The organism is Rhodothermales bacterium (assembly GCA_013002345.1).
Lineage (GTDB): Bacteria > Bacteroidota > Rhodothermia > Rhodothermales > JABDKH01 > JABDKH01.
Map to the genome: position 1 here is coordinate 1 of JABDKH010000113.1, position 18,860 is coordinate 18,860.

The following is an 18,860-nucleotide window of genomic DNA, read 5'->3' on the forward strand; positions in this document are numbered from 1 at the left end:
GACCCGGACGCACCCTTCGTCACGTACACTAATGTGGCGAGAATCAAACTGCTGGGTGGCGGCGGAGGTATGGCGGGCGCGCTGCTCAACCGCTTCGGTGCGACGAGAGAGACGATCTACACGCATGGCGCATATCAACGCACTGATGACGAGAAATCCTCCCAGATCATGGATGCGGAGGGCAGGCGGATCATCAGCGTCGATCACGAGGCCAAGACATACTATGTCATGGGAGTGGACGAGTTTGTTGCTCCCATGGAGGCACTTACGGAACGCGGGATGCCAAGCATGGAGGCTCCGGGCGTGGAGGAGGCCGAGCAGAAAGTACGGGAGATGAAAGTCACCGTCGACCGGCGCGACGGCACCCAGAGCATCAACGGAGTTCAGGCGAAGCGCACGGTGGCCGTCGTAGAGAGCGACTATGAGATGGCCGGCGTGGACGAAGAAACAGGCGAGAATGTGACGATCGAGGGCAAGTCATACACCGTCCTCGATCAGTGGCACACGACCGAGCTGGCCGGATACAACACGATTCGCGCATTTGAAATGAAGATGGCGGAGGCCTTCATGTCCGCGTTCGACCAGGAGTCGATCGGTGAGTTCGCGACGGCCATGAAGAGCAGTGCGCCCGGCATGATCGATGCCATGGGAGAGGCTTTCAAGGAGCTGGGTGATATTGAAGGCATGGTCGTGCGATCGTCGATTCACATGGTTCAGGTGCCTCCCGATCAGACGTTCAATCTGGAAGCCGTGCTCGAGGATAGTGCCACTCAGCCGACGCAGATGGATCCGACGACGCCAAGGGCGATGTACACAATCATGAACGAAATCGGTGACCTTACGACCCAGCCGATCGACATGATCATGTTCAATCCGCCAACGGACGGCTACGAGCAGGTGGAGTCGCCAATGAAGCGGGCGATGGAGATGATGCAGGAGGGTCAGGTGGACGCCGGCCAGTAGTCCGCGGCGAACCCGGAAGTCGGATACCGCCAGGCTACGGAAACGGAACGTACGGAACGGTGTCTTCGTCCGGCACGAGGTACTGCTGCCTGAGCTCCGTCAGTCGTTGTCTCAACTCGGCGACAACCGGAGCGTAGTCGGGGTCGTCGTACACGCTCTGCATCTCTTCGGGGTCCTTGTTCAGGTCGAACAGTTCCCACTCGTCGATCTCGTAGTAGTGGATCAGCTTGTAGTCGTGCGTCCGAACCCCGTAGTGCCGGCGCACCATGTGCCATCCCGGGTACTCGAAGTACTGGTAGTAGATCGCGTCCCTCCAGTCGGCCGGGGTCTGGCCTTTGAGAAGCGGAACGAGGCTTTCACCCTGCATCGCATCGGGCGCATCCACGCCCGCGAGATCCAGGAATGTCTCGGCGAGGTCAAGGTTCTGGACGAGGTCTGGATTGCGGCTGCCCGCCGCGACAGCGCCCGGCCATCTGACGAGCATCGGCGTGCGGAGAGATTCCTCATACATCCATCTCTTGTCGTACCAACCGTGATCTCCCAGATAGAATCCCTGATCCGACGTGTAGACGACGACGGTGTTGTCGGCTAAGCCTTCGCGATCGAGATACTCGAGCACGCGTCCAAGATTATCGTCGATCGCGGCAACGGCTCGCAGATAGTCCTTGATGTATCGCTGATACTTCCAGCGGGTCAGCTCGTCGCCTTCCAGTCCGGCCGCCTCAAAGGCGGCGTTCTTCGGGTCGTAGGCTGCATTCCATGTCTCCAGTTGCTCTTCGGTGAGATCGGAGGGCGCCTCGAACTTGAGATCGCGATCGGTCAGATGGTGGGCGATCGTCATCTCCTGTGTCTTCGCCGCTGAAGTCCGTCCCTCGTAATCATCAAACAGATCGGCGGGCTCCGGGATTTCGCGATCGTCGTACATCGACAGGTGATCCGGGCCTGGATCCCACCATCTGTGAGGGGCCTTGTGCTGATACATCAGCATGAATGGCTTATTGCGATCGCGGCCACCCGCGAGCCACTCGAGGACGCGGTCCGTAATGATGTCCGTGGTGTACCCGGTGTACGCAACCGTATCCGATTCGGTGTACAATATGGGATTGTAGTATGGACCCTGGCCGCGCAGCACTTCAAAATGATCGAAGCCTTCGGGCCGGCTCTTCAAATGCCACTTGCCCATCATCACGGTCTGGTACCCCGCTTCACGAAGTAGCTTCGGAAATGTCAGCTTTGTCGGGTGTAGTTCTTCTCGATTTGTCGGGACTCCGTTCAGGTGCCCGAACTGCCCGGTGAGGATGGTCGCGCGACTCGGGCCGCAAATCGAGTTGGTCACAAACGCGTTCTCGAACAGCATGCCCTCTGTGGCAATCCGATCGATATTCGGTGTTTCGTTAATCACCGAACCGTAGGCGCTCACTGCGTGTGAGGCGTGGTCGTCGGCAAAGACGAAGAGTATGTTGGGTGGCGTTGGCGTCGGCCGGCAACCTGTGAGTGCGAGGGCGACGGCGACAAGCGCGAGGGAGAAAGCGCGGAAGGAGGTGTGCACGATTGTGCTATTCCGGCGCGTCCCCCTTGGGTCGTGAAGGATCGTCATGATCGAGAGTCGGTAAGCGATGTTAGCGGAGGACCTGTCAGGTCGACGGGTCGGGGAAGATACAAGAAAGTTGACGGGACATCGCCGGGGGCGTCACGGCGACTGGTGGAGAGGCATCGGTCTTAACGGCAGTCGCGGTGTCAATCCCGTTTTCCAAGTACCGCGGTCATGTCGATCAGCTTGCCGTCCCGGCGCACCTGAATCGCGACCGAGTCTCCGGGAACGTGCTCGCGCAGGGCTACCGCATAGTCGTTGATGCTCATCACGTCTTTGCCACCGAAACGAACGATGACGTCACCTCCAGTGAGTCCGGCTTTCTCGGCCGGACTTTCTGAGCGAACTCCGGATATGGCGAGTCCACCTCCATCGACGGGATTGAAATCCGGGATGGTTCCGAGGTATGGGCCGTAGCCGCGTCGACCGGACGACTGTGGTCGCTGCTGCTCCACGTAGGTCAACATGCCGGGGCTGGTTTCCAGGCGCCGAACGATGTCGATGGCGAAGTCTCCGATGGCCGACATGCCGTCGACGTTGATGAGGTCCCAGTCATCTTCGGGGCGGTGATACTCCGAGTGGGTACCGCTGAAGAAATGAAGCACAGGTACCCGGCGGGCGTAGAACGAGGTCTGGTCACTTGGTCCGTAACCGTCCCCGACGCGGCTCACTTTCAGGTCGCTGTCCTCGGACGCAGCGTCCAGTATATCAGGGAATTCCGTTGCGGTCTCTGTCCCGAAGATCTGGAGCTTTCCGTCGCGCAGTCGGCCCACCATGTCGAAGTTCAGCATGGCGGCGATCTTCTCCAGTGGCAGTGGCGAATTCGACACGAAGTGATTGGAGCCGAGCAGTCCCATTTCCTCTCCCGTGAACGCGACGAAAGCGAGATCGACCGATAAGTCGTTGGCGTTCATGGCGAAGTAGCGCGCGAGTTCGAGGAGAAGTGACGTTCCGGAGGCGTTGTCGTCGGCGCCGTTGTGCGGCGTTTCCTCGTCCGGAGCCAGCGACCCTGGACCGCCCATTCCGAGGTGATCGTAGTGTGCACCGATCACGATCGTTCGTCCATCGGAGTTAGTGCCCCGAAGGCGACCACCAACGTTGTACACCGTCGCCTCGAGCGGAGCAACGTTCGCCGTGAGGCCTACGCGCACGAAGGGATTGGTTAGCCACGGTGTCGTAGATGGACTTCCTACGACCTGTACCACTGGGATACCCAGTTCACGGGGGAGGTCGCCGATCTGTGGCTTATTCAACTCCGATACAATAATCAACGCTGCCTTCGCGCCGGCCTCGCGGGCGAGTGTAGCGCGTCGCAAAAGAGACGGGTCGCCGCCAGTGTGAGGATTCCAGTCATCCGGTGTCGAGCCGTCGATAATCGCCACGTTCGCTCGACGTGATTTGAGCACCTCAAAATCGGCCTCTTGCATTCCGTGCCCGACGGACGCCGCTCGTCCAGTGACCTCACCTGCGGACGAAAATGAAAACGGGTACCACTCGGCGCCCAGCTCCAGCACGACAGATCCTTCGGGAGCTTCCATCAGGAACTGGCTGGCGGGCTCGACGCCGAGCGTTGTGGCAAGACTGAACGTCTGTCGATAGGAGGCGCCGTCTTCAAACAGGGGCTCGAGACCATAACTTTCGAATTGGGCGGAGATGTAGGCCGCCGCGCTGTCCGCACCCGGTTCACCCGTCTCGCGACCAGCCAGTTCATCCTGAGCGAGGTAGCGGACGTGGGTTAGCATGCGCGAGGGGTCGAGTTGCTGGGCGTATCCTGCGTCGGTATTGCAGAGGGTCGCGATAGCCAGCACAACCAGGGATCCGAATCTCATGTATCTAAGGTCTTTCTGATGATGGCCGTTGATCACGCCGTTCAACCGGACCCTCTGGGCGTTGTTCGGCGCGCAACACGTGTTCAACGCTTCTTTACAGGCCTGTCTCGTCGATTCGGCGCTGATTCCGGCGACGCCCGCCCGTCTCCGAAGGATGGATCCTACAGCACGAATGTGACTTCTTCCCACGGCCTTCCGGCGGGGCGCCTGTCAGCAGGTGTTCCGCGTCTTCTGCAATGTGAATCGGGCGGGCGACACCGGGTGAACCCGCTCACTCGGTCCACCTGCCCGCAACATTCAACACGGAGGGAACGGCCATGGAAGACAAAGAAGCACTGGCAAGCCGCGCGATGACGCCGATTCGCCATCTTCGACGCGAAGTGGATCGACTCTTTGGAGATATGTTCTCCTCGTTCGGGGAGCACAGCGAACTTTCGTCCAAGGTGTGGGCTCCGCGAATGGACATGTCGGAGACCGATAAAGAGTACGTCGTGCGTGTCGATCTGCCGGGCATCAACAAATCGGATGTGAAGGTTGACGTCGAAGACCACGAGTTGACGATACGCGGCGAGCGATCCGAAGTGAAACGGGACGAGGGCGAGGACTTCATGCTGGTGGAGCGATCCTTTGGAAGCTTCTACCGGAACATCTCGCTGCCGAAAGCTGCGCGGACGGAGGAAGTGAAGGCGGAGTTCAAGAACGGAGAACTCATCGTTCGCGTCGCCAAAGCTTCGGATAGTCAGCGGAAGAGTGTCAAGATCCAGTAGCGTCCACCCAAAGCGGTAACACTGCCAGGATGAACGTACCGGCACCCGTCACAGCTCCTGTACGGGCACTCCGTTCCGTCCGGATTCGCGTTCGGGTGAGGCAGAAATGTGCTTGCTGCGTTCGTGTGGAATGCATGCCGCCCGCGGCAGACGTTATTGACGACCTCCTCGATCGGATCATCGCCCTGCAAGGGCGGCAGGATTGAGGACGCTCGGTGTTGCTTCAGGTGCGTCCGGGGCCAGCATCGATTCAATGTCCTCGCTATCCAGGAGGGGATACCCTTCCAGAACGCCGACGACGTTGCGTGCAGCAATGATCGACATGCTCTCTCTCGTCCAGGTGCTCGCTGATCCAATGTGAGGTGCAAGGACGACGTTGGGCAGATCTGCAAGACCAGGCTTCAACGCGGGCTCGTCTTCGAATACATCGAGCGCTGCGCGGAATGAGAGGTTTGCACGGCAGTGGGCGACCAGCGCCTCCTCGTCAATCACCGGCCCACGGCTCACGTTGACGAGAATGGCATCGCGCTTCATTGCATCGAGACGACACGCATTCAGCAGGTGAAAGGTCGAACTCGTGAGCGGTGGATGAAGACTCAGCACGTCCGACTCGGCCAAGAGGTCGTCAAGCTCTGGGACGTACCTGCACCAGGGTTCGCGCCGGCCATCCGACCGCTCCAACGCGGCGTCTGCTGCTACAAGTTCTTCAATGCGGACTTTTCGACGGGGTCCGTGGTATATGAGGTTCATACCGAAACCTCGGACCATGCTGAGCGCGTAGGCTGTTCCAATACGGCCAGCCCCGACGATGCCAAGCGTCTTGCCGTACAGCTGCGTGCCGAGCATCAGGTCCGGTTCCCAACCGTCGAATCGACCGGCGCGGACAACCGCGTCAGCCTCGACGATTCGGCGGGCAGCCGCCAGCGTCAGGCCTACCGCCAGCTCCGCCGTGGTCCGCGTCAGTACCCCGGGAGTGTTCGTAACAGCAATTCCATGTTTTGTGGCCGCCTCGATGTCCACGTTGTCGAAACCGACGGCGTAGTTGCTGTACACCCGTGCTCCCGCCGCCGAGAGCAAACGCAGACGTTCAGAGTCCCACGACTCCGTTAGCTGACCGATCACCGCATCGCAACGATCACCGATTGCGGCTGCGATGTCATCAGGGGCGGGGCGCGCCGGCGAACGCCATACGTCGATACGGCAGCCGGCGTCTACGAGGACGGATTTCCACAGTTCGCCGGGCAGGTCTCTCGTCACCACGACACGACGATGTCCATCGGGATTCAGTGTTGCCCACATGTCAGGGTTCGACTCTGTTTGACAGTGTTCACATGTGCGCTCAATTTAGTTCGCGAACCAACGCAATTCCCCCCTCTTTCCGCTTGATCGGTCTCGGCGTCTTCGCTAAGATTCAGAAACAACCTTCGTCTTGCACACTGGGAGAGCAGGCAATGAAATCGCTCGCAACACACGTCTTACCGTTGATCATAATTACGGCATCCTTTTTCGTGTTTTCGGGCGACGCCCCGGACGATCGATCGAGTCCGGCGGCATCATCGGATTGTGTGACATGTCACGAACAGGAGACGCCCGGAGCGGTCAGCGATTGGAAGCTCAGCAAGCACTTCGAGGAGGACGTCACTTGTGACGACTGCCACGGTGACGGTCATTCCACAGCTGATGACGCACACGAAGCAGAAATCCCTACGGCCGAAACCTGTGATACCTGCCATCCGGAGCGCGTCGAGCAGTTCAAGGCGGGAAAGCACGCACTGGCGTGGGCCGCGATGAAGGCGATGCCGACGATTCACTGGCAGCCGACCGGTCTTTCTGACGGTATGAAGGGGTGTGGAGGCTGCCACAAGATCGGTATCAAGACGGAAGAGGAGATTGCGGAGCTGAAGGAGAACGGATCGGGGTTCGGCAATGCATCGTGTGACGCCTGCCACACACGGCACACGTTCTCGGCGAAGGAAGCGCGGCAGCCCGAGGCCTGTCAGACGTGCCACATGGGATTTGATCATCCGCAGTGGGAGATGTACTCGTCGTCAAAGCACGGCGTCCGTCACGAGTTGAAGAAATCCGGGGCGCTTCCTCCGGGGGCATCCGCGCCAACCTGCCAGACGTGTCATATGTCGGACGGCGATCACGGCGTGATCACTCCGTGGGGCTTCCTGGCAGTTCGTTTGCCGCTGCCCGAGAACGAGCAGTGGTCGGCTGATCGCGTCACCATCCTGCAGGCGCTGGGCGTGTTAGACCCGGATGGGCAACCTACGGCACGTCTCGAGGTCGTGAAGCAGGCGAAACTGGCCCGGCTCGATGAGGAGGAGTGGCAGGCCGGACGGGACAAGATGATCGCCATCTGCGGCGATTGCCATTCCGAGAATTTTGCACGCGCGGAATTGCAGAAAGGAGACGACTTCATTCGCGACATCGATCACCTGATGGCCGAGGCGATCCGCGAGGTAGTCGGACTGTACGAAGACGGGATCGTCGAGGCGCCAGAGAATTATGCCTATGCGTTTCCCGACTTGTTGACATTTCATGACGCACCCACTCCCGTCGAGCAGCGACTCTTCGTCATGTTCATGAAGCATCGGATGCGTGCGTTCCAGGGTGTGTTCCACGCGAACCCCGACTATGCACTCTGGTACGGCTGGAGCGAAATGGTTCAGGATCTATCCGAAATCAGACATATGGCCGAAGGACTTCGGACAGCCGATCGCGTGGAGGCAGAGCGCCAGCGACAGAAGAAGTCTCCGTAGGCAACGTCCGGCAGGCCGCGACTCTTGCGCGTCGATTGACGAACTGCGTTGGACCCGACTCGGTCGGTGGCCGTGTCCAGGTTCAGATCCAGGATCCTAGTGGTCCTGCAAGACCGGGACGCCTGCGCGGTTTTCTCGAACCGCTCGCGAATGCAGATCGAGATTCGAGTCGAAGATGAACTTGATCCAGAGCTTCGTCCACGACGTGTGGTAGTACAGTGTATTGTAGAACTCCGGGGCCATTTCGCGAAGTTTCGGCAGGCGGTTCCACGGGATCGACGGAATGTCGTGGTGCTCGTTATGATATCCCACGTTCATCGCGATCAGATTCAGCGGACCGTAATAGCTGTAGGTTTCCTGCGGTGGCTTCACCAGGTAGTGCTCCTGAATCCAACGGGCTCCGAGTGGGTGCAAACCGATGCTGAACACAAGCGATGCCAGTAGATAGACGAGCGCCCACGGACCCCACAGGACAACGATCAGTGCGTCGAAGCCAAACGTGAGAGTGGCCTCTATCCAGGTCCACTTGTCGTTGAACTTGATCTCTTTCAACCGGGGCGGACGAAGCCCCTGAAAGAGCGGAAAAAACAGCAGCCACAGGATCTTGCGCGCGGAGGACTTGCCAATCAGTCTCGCCTCCCACTCGTTCGCTAGATCAGCATCCAGATCGTAGACGCCCTGAAAGGCGTGATGCTTCAGGTGGTATTTCCGAAATCCTATGGACGACGGAAACCCTGCGGGTAATGTAGCAAGGATGGATGCCCACAGGTTCCAGGTTTGTTTCTTGAAGATCAAGTTGTGGGCACACTCATGGAGGAGAACGAACAGGGAGTGATTCGCGAAAGCACCGACGAGCCATGCAGCCGCGATGATCAGCCACCATGGTTGATCATGCAGCAGCCATGCCATCGTGATCTGAAAGCTGACGATACTCACGATGATCACAAAGGAGTACGGATTTCGGCCGATCAATTGCCGTACCTCGGGATGCTCGCTGAGGATGGCTTTCCTTCGGGCCTTGTGGGGTTCGGGCTCGGCCGACCTGACAAAAGCGGATCGTGTCGTGTCCATTCTGAAGGTGTTCGCGTGGTATCGTTGCGCAAAAACTATGATACGAAAACAGATCGTCTGGCGAATTGCGCGCGAGAAACTGGCGTTCTTCGACCCGAAAACAGCGATCCACGGCTTCGTTTCACCCTTGCGTCCACAGTCGGTCCCGGGCACGTCGTCGGCCGGGTCCTCCGATGGAGCCCCTAGCGTGGGATGGCGACGATCTGGCGTATTTGCGTCAGTTGTTTGGTTCGCAGACGACAATAGTAGACGCCCGACGCCATTCCCGTACCGCTGAGTTGCCGCGAATGTCGGCCCGCCGGGACGATGCCACGCTCCAGTACCCGAACCGTCCGGCCCAGAACGTCGTGCACCGTCAGGTCAATTCTCGTCCGGGACGGGACCTCGAACAGTATGGTTGTCTCCCTGTCAAAAGGATTCGGATAGTTGGCCAGTAGTGACAGACTCCGGGGTGTGCCGACCGGCTCGTCATCCACGCCCACGAGCAACTCGGGAGCGAGTAGAGACCGAATGGTCTCGAGGTATCTCAGACCGTATCCCTCGTAAGTGTAGCCAAGCGTGTATTCGTCACCCGTGGCACTCATGTCGACGGCAGTGGGCGGTGTCACGACCGTCGGCTCGATCTGACGGTCGCTTGACCAGTCGTTCCACGACGTCACCATGATCATCTTCAGGTAGGGATCGACGAAGGGGCGCATGAGCCGGATCTGAGCCTCGAGGGTGGTCATGGCGTCAGGTGCGGGGTGAATTCGTCTCGGCGTGACGACGCTACCACCGGTGTGTCGTGAATTGACCCCGGGGGTGACAGAGGGCACCACGTACTTGCCGTGCGGGTGCGCGGTCTCTTCCCACGTTCCGGCCCAGCGCGAGAGATCTGCAAAGAACTCGGATTGCGCGAGATACTGCTGCCTGTATCGCCACGTGCCCATGACGTAGGAAGTCACAGCATCCAGGATCTGAAAATGATCGGGTTCCGTCACCTGCCACCGGAACTCGTCTCCGATGAGGAATAGATCGAAGCCACGAGCTGTCATCGCGGTACGTACTGCTGCGAATGCATTCAAGAAATCACCCTGAAGGTGTCGGGAGCCGTAGAGAAAGACGACCGGCCTGTTGCCGATCTTCAGCATGTTGGGATGACCGAAGTAGGAGTCGGCCATGTAGTCGAAATCGTTCGCCATCTGCTCCTGGATGGCAGCGTCGATCACGAGCCCCTGCTCGCCCCAGAAATTCGTGAGCTGGTAGAGCAACGTGAAACGGACGGGTGAGTTTTCGATCTCGGGCAGGACGTACTCTCTCAATGTGACATCTTCCCACGAATCACGCTCCCACCACTCGCTGACGAGAAAATCAATGCCGTAGGACGCCATCCAGCCCAGGTGTTGCTGAATCACCGACGCATCGCGGCTGGAGTAGTGTCCGAGGAGGGGAGACTGCGGTGGCTGGAAGAGTTCGCGGACATAGCGCCCCTCCCATGCACGAGTCGTATCTGATGGATCGAATCCATTGACGTAGTAGGCGCCTGTAAGATAATCTTGTTCGACGAAGACCCGACCGAGTGCGCCACCCCCCGGCGAGCTGGCGTGCTGGTCGTCGTCGACTGCCCTGAGACGGTAGTAGTAGTTCTGGTCGGGTACCACGCTGTGGTCGACGAATACGGAGTCGTCTCCCGGCACCACGGCGAGGAGTGTCGTTTCGTCAGCTGGAAAACCCTGAGAGTCATCGCGGTAGATGCGGTATTCCGAGACCCAATCGCCGCTGTGCTGCCACGCAAGATCGATGGAGGTCTCATTTCCAAGGGCTCGCAGGTAGGCCGGTGCCGGAGGTGGCATGAACCCGATGGGTGCGTCGGAAGGAATGAGTTTGACGTCTCCCCACATTTCGGCGCCATTGCCGTTGGGCGACATGTCGGGAATCAGTCGGTTGTCTTCGGCCTCGAAATTCCAGTATGCCATCAGGCCGGGTTCGGTGCCCGACAGGCTCTCATGCAGGTACGTGCTGATGCTGTCGGGGCTTCGGGCGTGATCCCAGATTCTGATCTCATCCATGTCGCCGCGGAGTCCGAGATAGGCGCCGGGCCATCCGCCGAACTCGCCGATCCGAAGCGGCCATGTCGACGACAGATCGTATCGATTCGTGTCTGCTTCCGCGAGAATCCGATTGGCATAGATCTTCAGGGAATCGGCGCTCTGGGTGACGGCGATGTGCGTCCACTCGTATTGGTCAAGGGCGCTCCATGCACTGACGCCCCCGTGATCGAACAGGGCGAAGACCGGGAGGGGAAACCGGTCGCCGGCGAGACGGAAGTTGTAGCCGCCGGATTCGCCCCGCTTGTCGAATATGGTTTGCTCGCCGCCCGCAACGTTCGGGTCGCCGAGTTCACGAACCCGGATCCAGAATTCAATCGTGAACTCCGGCGTGGCAAGGGTGGCGGAGTGGGGTACTTCGAGATAGGCTCCAGGGACATCGAAGCGGACGGCCTGCTGGGCGTGGGCGCCCCAAACGGCAATCGCGGTGATCAACAATATGGCTGGCAGGGTTCGCGTCATGACACAGTCCTCCTTGTGTCCGTCACGAGCGCTATCCCCGACTCGTCATCCCAGCTCAAGTAACGGACTACTTTTGCTCGCGAAGATGGGCTTCCCGGAGACAGTCTTACCGATTTGTCATGTTTACCCCTGACAGGGATATTGCGGCGTATTCTGTGGGCATTGGTCAGATGAGTCGTGGCGGCTATTTCCTCCGGTGTGTGAGTGCCGATTTTGGAGTTGCCGGCCAACGGTGTCCGATGCGAACGTGCGAGGCTTGCATGAGTCAGGGACGTGGGTCGGCGGGACTGACGGTCTATATTGAGTACGTAAACCAGATTCTCGGACGGTCCACAAATGATTGACAAATCTGTCCTCGCTGAGAAGTACCCGTTCCTTGTTCGAGGCGAACCTCCATTGATGGATCGGGTGCTACCGATTGGATCATCTCAGTCGATTCTGGCCGGCACGCACATCATGTTCGAGGGCGGGCGGTGCCAGAGCATGCCGTTGCTCGTGAACGGACTCGTCCGCGTGTACAAGCAGGATGAGAATGGCAGAGAGATTACACTGTATCGCATCGAACCCGGCGAAAGCTGTGTTCTGACGGCCGCCTGCATCCTCGGAGACATCGGCTTTCCGGCTAACGCGGCCGTCGAGCGTGATTCCGAGGTGTTCTCGTTGCCGGCGCCGTCTTTTCGAACCATGATGGCCAACGAGGACCACCTGCAGCAATTCGTTTTCGAGTTGATTGGTCGCCGATTGGCTGCTGTTATTGAGATCGTCGAGGAGGTGGCATTTCGACGCGTAGATCATCGGCTTGTACAGCGACTCCTGCACGGAACGGCCCGAGAGCGTGAAACATCATCCGTTCAATTCACGCACGCAGGCCTTGCTCGCGAGCTCGGCACATCAAGAGAAGTGGTCAGTCGTCTCCTCAAGGATCTCGAGCTTCGTGGATTTGTGGAGTTGGGACGGGGCGAGGTCAGGATTATCGACCGGGCAGGGCTAAAAAATCTACCCTGAACGAAAGCGTGACCCAGGTCACTGAACAGCGACGTCACGTCTCCTAGCTTACCGGCAGGAAAGTTGATGCGCGTCACCTTATTCGTTCGGGTATCGTCTCATGAAAAAGAACATGGGGTCGGTCGATCGCGTCGTGCGAGTCATCGCTGCGTTGATCGTCATCGTCCTCTTCCTCTCCGGTCAGATTACGGGCACCGCTGCCATTATCCTGGGCATCGTGGCGGTGGCGTTCATACTCACGAGTGCCATCGGTAGCTGTCCGCTATACCTGCCTTTCGGTTTGTCGACCAGAGGAGAGGCCGACGCGGCGTAACCGCCTTGCGAGGCAGCCGGGTGCTGCCGCCGACCATCCTCCCTATCGATTCCAGAACTCACCTATTCGAGGTCACCCATGAGGTCTATCCACAGATTACTGTATCTGGTTGTTTTTGCGTTCGCACTGTCGGCGAGCATCCAGCCGGCACAGGCTCAGACCCTGTTCAAGGCCGCCCTGACTCCGGCCCAGGAGACGAGCGACGTCACCAGCGACGCTTCCGGGACCGCGGCAGTTGTGCTCAAGAACGACGAAGTGGAGTTTGCAATTTCGGTCGACGGCCTGAGCGGGCCGATGACCGGTGCACATTTCCATCGAGGTCCGCTGGGCGAGAACGGATCGGTCGTGCGAGCGATCACCGCCGATTTCACCGGCAACTCGGCGTCCGGTGTCTGGAGAGAGACGGACACCCAGCCGCTGACGAGAGATCTGATTGATGCACTGTTCGCCGGTGAGTTGTACTTCAACGTCCACACGGCGGCCAACCCGGGCGGTGAGATTCGTGGGCAGATCGTACCGGCCGTAGCGACTATGTTGACGGCGAACCTTACCCCGGAACAGTCAACGGCCGATGTAACCAGCGACGGCAGCGGCACCGCTACCTTCTTCATGACGGAAGAAGAAGTCGTCTTCGACATTTCCGTGGATGGGCTAACCGGCCCGATCGCGTCCGCCCATATTCACCGAGCGCCGGCCGGTACTAACGGGTCGGTGGTTCGTTCGCTGACCACGGAATTCGACGGCAACTCGGCCTTCGGTGTCTGGCGATTTGACGATGGTGAAGCCCTTTCGTTGGAACTGGTGGAAGCACTGACGACGGGTGGATTGTACGTGAACGTGCACACCGCGGCGAATCCGGGAGGTGAGATTCGCGGCCAGGTTGAATTGAAAAGTGGATGGGGCTTCAGGGCCGTGCTTGAGCCAGGAGACGGGGTCACGACTGACGCCCGGGGATCGGCAAACGCTCTTCTGACGACCTGGGGCCTCGTGTTCTCCTCGACTGTCGAGGGGCTGACAGGACCGATCACGGTGGCGCACTTCCACAACGCGGCCGCAGGAACGAATGGTCCGCCCGTCAGGACGGTTACTGGCGACTTCTCAGGCAACACGGCAGGCGGCCTGTGGTCCTTCGACGACGGGGAACCGCTGACGGGCGAGTGGATCGAGGAACTCATCGCCGGGCGCATATACCTTAACGTTCACACGGCGGCTAACCCGGGGGGCGAAATTAGGGCCCAGCTGGAACTGCTCGACGGCGTTCCGCTTCGTGCGGCTCTGACGCCTGAGCAGGAAACGCACGACGTGACGCAGGACGCCGCGGGTACGGCGGTACTGCACCTGACCGATGCAGGACTCGAGTTTCAGGTATCGGTCGACGGGCTGAGTGGCCCCATCGTTGCAGCGCACTTTCACAACGGAGCGGTGGGTACAAACGGCGGCCCCGTTCGCACGATCACAGGAGACTTCACCGGAAACACCGCATCGGGAATATGGACGGCGACAGACGGCGAGCCGTTGACGCCGGATCTCGTCGCCGAGTTGATGAAGGGTAACCTGTACGTCAACGTGCACACGGCGGCCAACGGGGCTGGTGAGATACGCGGTCAGGTGTTCATCGCTGGCGGAACCGGGCTTTCGGCGCGCCTGACCGCAGCGCAGGAGTCACACGAGGTGACGTCCGACGCCGTCGGCACCGCGTCGATGCTACTGACACCTCAGGGGCTCGCGTTCGCGGTGACGACACAGGGCCTGAGTGGCCCAGCGACGAATGCCCACTTCCACTCGGGATCGGCCGGTACGAACGGCGGCCCTGTGCGGTCGGTCTTCGGAGACTTTTCAGGATCGACCGCGGAAGGGTTCTGGAGTCCAGAGGACGGAGAGCCGCTGACCGACGAGCTTGTCACCGACTTGCTGCTCGGGCGCCTCTATCTCAACGTGCATACGGGGGCGAACCCAGCAGGAGAGATCAGAGGTCAGGTCTTTCCGACGGGCGAGTTCGGTCGTGTGGCTCAGCTTGACGCCGACCAGGAAACCCACGACGTGATTTCGGACGCAGGCGGAACGGCGACGGTGACGGTATCACCGTCTGGTGCCGTTTTCGATCTTACGGTTGAGGGTTTGAGCGGCCCGATCACGAACGCACATTTTCACAACGCTCCACGCGGTGAGAACGGCGGCCCGGTCCGGACGATTGCCGGTGACTTCGTCGGAAATACTGCTGCAGGCGTCTGGAAGGCGACGGATGCCGAGTCGTTTACCATCGATCGCGTTCTTGCTACCGCGAACAATGAGATATACCTCAATGTCCACACTGCGGCGAATCCTCAGGGTGAAATTCGTGGACAGCTGGGTGAGCCCGCTATCGAAGTAGGGATCGAACGAATCGGTGGGCTGGACGAGATACCCGGCCAGTTTGTGCTCAAGGAGAACTATCCGAATCCATTCAATCCGTCGACGACGATCACGTTCGATCTGGATGCAAGCGGTGACGTGAAGCTAGAGGTATTCGACATCCTCGGGCGTCATCTGCGCACGCTGATCAACGGCCAGATGTCTGCAGGTCAGTATCGTGTCGACTTCGACGCGGCTGATCTCCCGTCTGGCACCTATGTGACCACTCTGTCATCCGATGGCAGACGTCAGTCGCGTTCGATGGTGCTGCTGCGTTGACCGGGAAATCCCCGCCTTTGTGCTACGGGAGCGAAGCGGTTGCTCCCATGAGGGCGTCGTCAGGATCGGGTGCGTCGTGCGATGCGCCCGGTCTCTGATGGCGTTGAGCCTTGCCCGCCGGCAGGGACACACAGGTCAATCCCTCGAATCTGAACCCGGCCCGCCAGTGGCTTATCACTGCGGAGAGGTTTTCGGAGTGCCCTCTTGAACGAACGTGGCCTCGATCCACTCGCGGATCTCGTCTCGAACCCGCCTGAAGACGGCGAGCCGCTCCGCGTGCGATCCCATCGCCGACGATGGGTCGTCAAACCCTTTGTGCATGACCTCGATAGCTGCCGGTACGTACGGACAGACTTCCTTCGCGTGGTCGCAAACCGTGATCACGTAGTCAGCAGGCGGATCCACATACTCGTCCACATGCTCGCTCCGGTTTCCCGTCAGGTCGACGCCCACCTCACGCATGGCCTCAACCGCAAGCGGATTGACGCCACGTGGTTCTGTGCCGGCACTTTCTGAGACGAACCTGTCACCCGCGAGGTGCCGCAGCCAGCCCTCAGCCATTTGAGAGCGAGCCGAGTTGTGCGTGCAGACGAAGAGGACGCGGGGTTTACTCATAGTTACGACCTGCGAGGGGTTGATGAATCAGGATCAGTTGCTGTTCGGATCCGTCCTCGTCCGCGGCAACTCGATGTTGGTCGGACACGCGTCCGGACTCTGCGGACCACCGGAGGAGTCGACGTCGGAGCCGAAATACTTCTTCCGAAAGAACAGCGCGACGTTGACAAGTCCAATCAGAACGGGCACCTCGACAAGCGGCCCGATCACCGCCGCAAACGCCACGCCCGATCCGATGCCGAAGACGGCCACGGCCACAGCGATCGCCAGCTCAAAGTTGTTGGAGGCCGCGGTGAATGAGAGCGTCACCGTCTTGGAATAGTCGGCCCCTACCTTCCTACCCATGTAGAAGCTGACGAGAAACATAACGACGAAATAGATCAGCAGCGGCAGCGCAATCCGCAGGACGTCCAGTGGCAACTCGACGATCAACTGTCCCTTCAGGCTGAACATCACAACGATTGTGAAGAGCAACGCGATGAGGGTGGCTGGACTGATTCGGGGAATGAACTCGGACTCGTACCAGTCGCGACCTCGCAGGCGAATCAGCGCGAAGCGCGTGATGATCCCCGCGACGAAAGGGATTCCGAGATAGATCGCGACGCTCTCCGCGATCTGCCCCATCGTCACGTTCACGACGCTGCCTTCGAGACCGAGAACATCCGGAAGCACGGTGACGAAGATCCAGGCGTAGACGCTATAGAAGAGTACCTGGAATACACTGTTGAACGCGACGAGCCCCGCGGCATACTCGGAGTCGCCGTCGGCCAGTTCGTTCCACACGATGACCATCGCGATGCAGCGCGCCAGACCGATCAGGATCAGGCCGACCATGTAGTCCGGGTAGTCGCGCAGGAACAGGATGGCCAGCGCAAACATGAGTATGGGGCCGATGATCCAGTTTTGTACAAGCGACAGCGAGAGCACTTTCCAGTTGCGGAAGACCTCACCCATCTCCTCGTAGCGGACCTTGGCCAGCGGGGGATACATCATGAGGATGAGGCCCAGCGCAATCGGGATGTTCGTCGTACCGACCTGGAACCTGCTCCAGAACGTTTCGACCTCATGGAAGAAATAGCCGAGACTGACACCGAACGCCATCGCCGCGAAGATCCAGAGCGTGAGGTAGCGGTCGAGGAAGGAGAGTCGCCGTAAGGTGCCGGGTGCGGATGTCATGTTTGAACCGTGATTGAGGCAGGAAGGGTCACCGAATTCAGCAGCACTCGGCCACACCGGGCTGGGGATCGGACACGTCGGCGAGGAATGATGCCATCCGGCGGCGCAGGTTGGTGGTGGCGTCCCAGTCGATGCAGTAGCATACGCGTGGTCCGTCGATGTCGCCTTTGATCAGGCCTGCGTCCTTCAGCGTCTTCAGGTGGCGCGAGACCGACGCCTGCGCAAGTGGAAGGTCGTCCACGATTTCGCCGCACATGCAGCTGTCGCGTTTGGCGAGTACCTGGAGGATGGCCAGTCGGGCAGGGTGGGCGAGAGCCTTCGCCTGTTCGGCGAGGCGTGCCAGGTCGGGGTCGAAAAGATCGGTCTTGGGTGTGAACATCGGCCTTTATCCTTTATCGCGTTTGTAGGATGATAGTGAGCGGCGGATCCGGCGTCAACGGCCTGGAACAGGGCTTCAGCGAAGAATCATTCAAGACGCGAGGATTGCGTGGGTGGCATCCCCATGACTGGACGGTAAGAGGAATCCACCAGGCGAGCGGCGATGCACTTGGCTCCCGATGGGATGCTCGACGCCGGTAGAGGCGCTCTGCCGGATCACACCGCCGCCGACCATTAGACTCAGGGGCTCGACGGAGAAGTCTTAGATGGGATGGTGGACAGCGAACCCTCCGGCTCGATCGTGCGTTGACCTGTTCATTTTGCAAAGATTCCGGCTGGCCTGCCGTCGAATGCACTCCCGGCATTCGGTAGATTAATGCTCATTCGCCGGATCGAATCTATTCCCACTTCACGATCAGTCTCTGTTCACCAATGTCAGAACCACGCTACACCTTGACCGACTCACTCATTCAGGGTCTCGGTCTCTTCGCAAAGAAACGTATCAAGAAGGGCACCCGCATCATTGAGTACACCGGCGAGCGGATCACGGAGGATGAAGCCTCCAGTCGCTACGATGATGATGCGATGGAGCGACACCATACGTTCCTGTTCGGCATCGATGACGACACGGTAATCGATGCGGCCGTCGGCGGAAACGACGCGCGCTTTATCAACCATTCGTGCGACCCCAACTGCGAGGCGGTGATAGAGGACGATCGGATATTCATCTACGCCATCAGGAAGATCGAAGAGGGTGAGGAGTTGACGTACGATTATCAGCTGGAGCGCGGCGAAGAGTCGGCTGACACGTGGACGACACAGTACCCGTGCCGGTGCGGTGCCTCGAATTGCCGGGGTACGTTAATTGATACGGCAGCCCAGGAGGTGGGCGCGTAGTTGGTGGTATCAGGGTACCAGAGAGGTCAGTCATGAATCGAGTCCCACCTATCCTCTTGCTGCTGGTCGTGTCGGCGTGCAACGCGCCGGAGCAGCCTGCCGACGCCAGAACTGAACTACTGGATGTGGCAAACACCGCCTCGACAGTCACGCCCGTGCAACTCGCAGTCATGCAGGCGATAGCAGATATCGATGCGATGCGATCCAATCTTGCTGGAGGAATCAGCGAGATGGAGGAGGTGGAGCAGGAGACGTTCGCGCAGGTCTGCAA

General features: G+C 59.5%; 16 protein-coding genes. 8 read left to right on the forward strand and 8 right to left on the reverse strand.

Features of this window, described 5'->3' with window-relative positions; genetic code table 11:
- A partial coding sequence (locus HKN37_05670) for a hypothetical protein (GenBank protein ID NNE46131.1) occupies positions 1-963 on the forward strand: 963 nt, incomplete at its 5' end.
- Between the two features lie 34 nt (positions 964-997).
- Here HKN37_05670 and HKN37_05675 read toward each other — a convergent pair.
- Both HKN37_05675 and HKN37_05680 read right to left on the reverse strand, forming a co-directional pair.
- Positions 998-2,560, reverse strand: a complete 1,563-nt coding sequence (locus HKN37_05675; GenBank protein NNE46132.1) for a sulfatase — start codon at positions 2,558-2,560, stop codon at positions 998-1,000.
- Between the two features lie 140 nt (positions 2,561-2,700).
- The gene (locus tag HKN37_05680) at positions 2,701-4,383 is read right to left on the reverse strand and encodes a M28 family peptidase (protein NNE46133.1); all 1,683 of its coding nucleotides are present in this window, start codon (positions 4,381-4,383) and stop codon (positions 2,701-2,703) included.
- 317 nt (positions 4,384-4,700) lie between these two features.
- Between HKN37_05680 and HKN37_05685 the strand changes: the two genes are divergently transcribed.
- Positions 4,701-5,150: an Hsp20/alpha crystallin family protein gene (locus HKN37_05685; protein ID NNE46134.1), complete on the forward strand. Its 450-nt coding sequence runs from the start codon at positions 4,701-4,703 to the stop codon at positions 5,148-5,150.
- Between the two features lie 177 nt (positions 5,151-5,327).
- Here the strand turns inward: HKN37_05685 and HKN37_05690 are convergent, their stop codons facing one another.
- Positions 5,328-6,449, reverse strand: a complete 1,122-nt coding sequence (locus HKN37_05690; protein ID NNE46135.1) for a D-glycerate dehydrogenase — start codon at positions 6,447-6,449, stop codon at positions 5,328-5,330.
- 152 nt (positions 6,450-6,601) lie between these two features.
- On the opposite strand from HKN37_05690, the gene HKN37_05695 reads away from it, so the two are divergent.
- Positions 6,602-7,915, forward strand: a complete 1,314-nt coding sequence (locus HKN37_05695) for a cytochrome C (protein ID NNE46136.1) — start codon at positions 6,602-6,604, stop codon at positions 7,913-7,915.
- A 96-nt stretch (positions 7,916-8,011) separates the two neighbouring features.
- On the opposite strand, the gene HKN37_05700 is transcribed toward HKN37_05695, so the two are convergent.
- A complete protein-coding gene (locus HKN37_05700) occupies positions 8,012-8,986 on the reverse strand; it encodes a fatty acid desaturase (GenBank protein ID NNE46137.1) in 975 nt (324 codons plus the stop codon).
- Between the two features lie 182 nt (positions 8,987-9,168).
- On the reverse strand, positions 9,169-11,535 hold the full coding sequence (locus tag HKN37_05705; GenBank protein NNE46138.1) for a T9SS type A sorting domain-containing protein: 2,367 nt from the start codon (positions 11,533-11,535) through the stop codon (positions 9,169-9,171).
- A gap of 336 nt (positions 11,536-11,871) precedes the next feature.
- Between HKN37_05705 and HKN37_05710 the strand changes: the two genes are divergently transcribed.
- From HKN37_05710 to HKN37_05720, 3 genes are all read left to right on the forward strand, one after another.
- The gene (locus tag HKN37_05710; protein NNE46139.1) at positions 11,872-12,540 is read left to right on the forward strand and encodes a Crp/Fnr family transcriptional regulator; all 669 of its coding nucleotides are present in this window, start codon (positions 11,872-11,874) and stop codon (positions 12,538-12,540) included.
- A gap of 100 nt (positions 12,541-12,640) precedes the next feature.
- Positions 12,641-12,853: a DUF2892 domain-containing protein gene (locus HKN37_05715; protein NNE46140.1), complete on the forward strand. Its 213-nt coding sequence runs from the start codon at positions 12,641-12,643 to the stop codon at positions 12,851-12,853.
- Positions 12,854-12,931: 78 nt separating this feature from the next.
- The gene (locus HKN37_05720; GenBank protein NNE46141.1) at positions 12,932-15,523 is read left to right on the forward strand and encodes a CHRD domain-containing protein; all 2,592 of its coding nucleotides are present in this window, start codon (positions 12,932-12,934) and stop codon (positions 15,521-15,523) included.
- 174 nt (positions 15,524-15,697) lie between these two features.
- Here HKN37_05720 and HKN37_05725 read toward each other — a convergent pair whose 3' ends face one another.
- The 3 genes from HKN37_05725 to HKN37_05735 are packed head-to-tail and all read right to left on the reverse strand — an operon-like array spanning position 15,698 to position 17,693.
- Positions 15,698-16,138 (reverse strand): arsenate reductase ArsC, encoded by a 441-nt coding sequence (locus tag HKN37_05725; GenBank protein ID NNE46142.1) that lies wholly within the window; start codon positions 16,136-16,138, stop codon positions 15,698-15,700.
- Positions 16,139-16,171: 33 nt separating this feature from the next.
- Positions 16,172-17,314: an ACR3 family arsenite efflux transporter gene (gene arsB, locus HKN37_05730; GenBank protein ID NNE46143.1), complete on the reverse strand. Its 1,143-nt coding sequence runs from the start codon at positions 17,312-17,314 to the stop codon at positions 16,172-16,174.
- Positions 17,315-17,351: 37 nt separating this feature from the next.
- A complete protein-coding gene (locus HKN37_05735; protein ID NNE46144.1) occupies positions 17,352-17,693 on the reverse strand; it encodes a winged helix-turn-helix transcriptional regulator in 342 nt (113 codons plus the stop codon).
- A 431-nt stretch (positions 17,694-18,124) separates the two neighbouring features.
- On the opposite strand from HKN37_05735, the gene HKN37_05740 reads away from it, so the two are divergent.
- Positions 18,125-18,589: an SET domain-containing protein-lysine N-methyltransferase gene (locus tag HKN37_05740; GenBank protein ID NNE46145.1), complete on the forward strand. Its 465-nt coding sequence runs from the start codon at positions 18,125-18,127 to the stop codon at positions 18,587-18,589.
- Positions 18,590-18,621: 32 nt separating this feature from the next.
- A partial coding sequence (locus HKN37_05745; protein NNE46146.1) for a hypothetical protein occupies positions 18,622-18,860 on the forward strand: 239 nt, incomplete at its 3' end.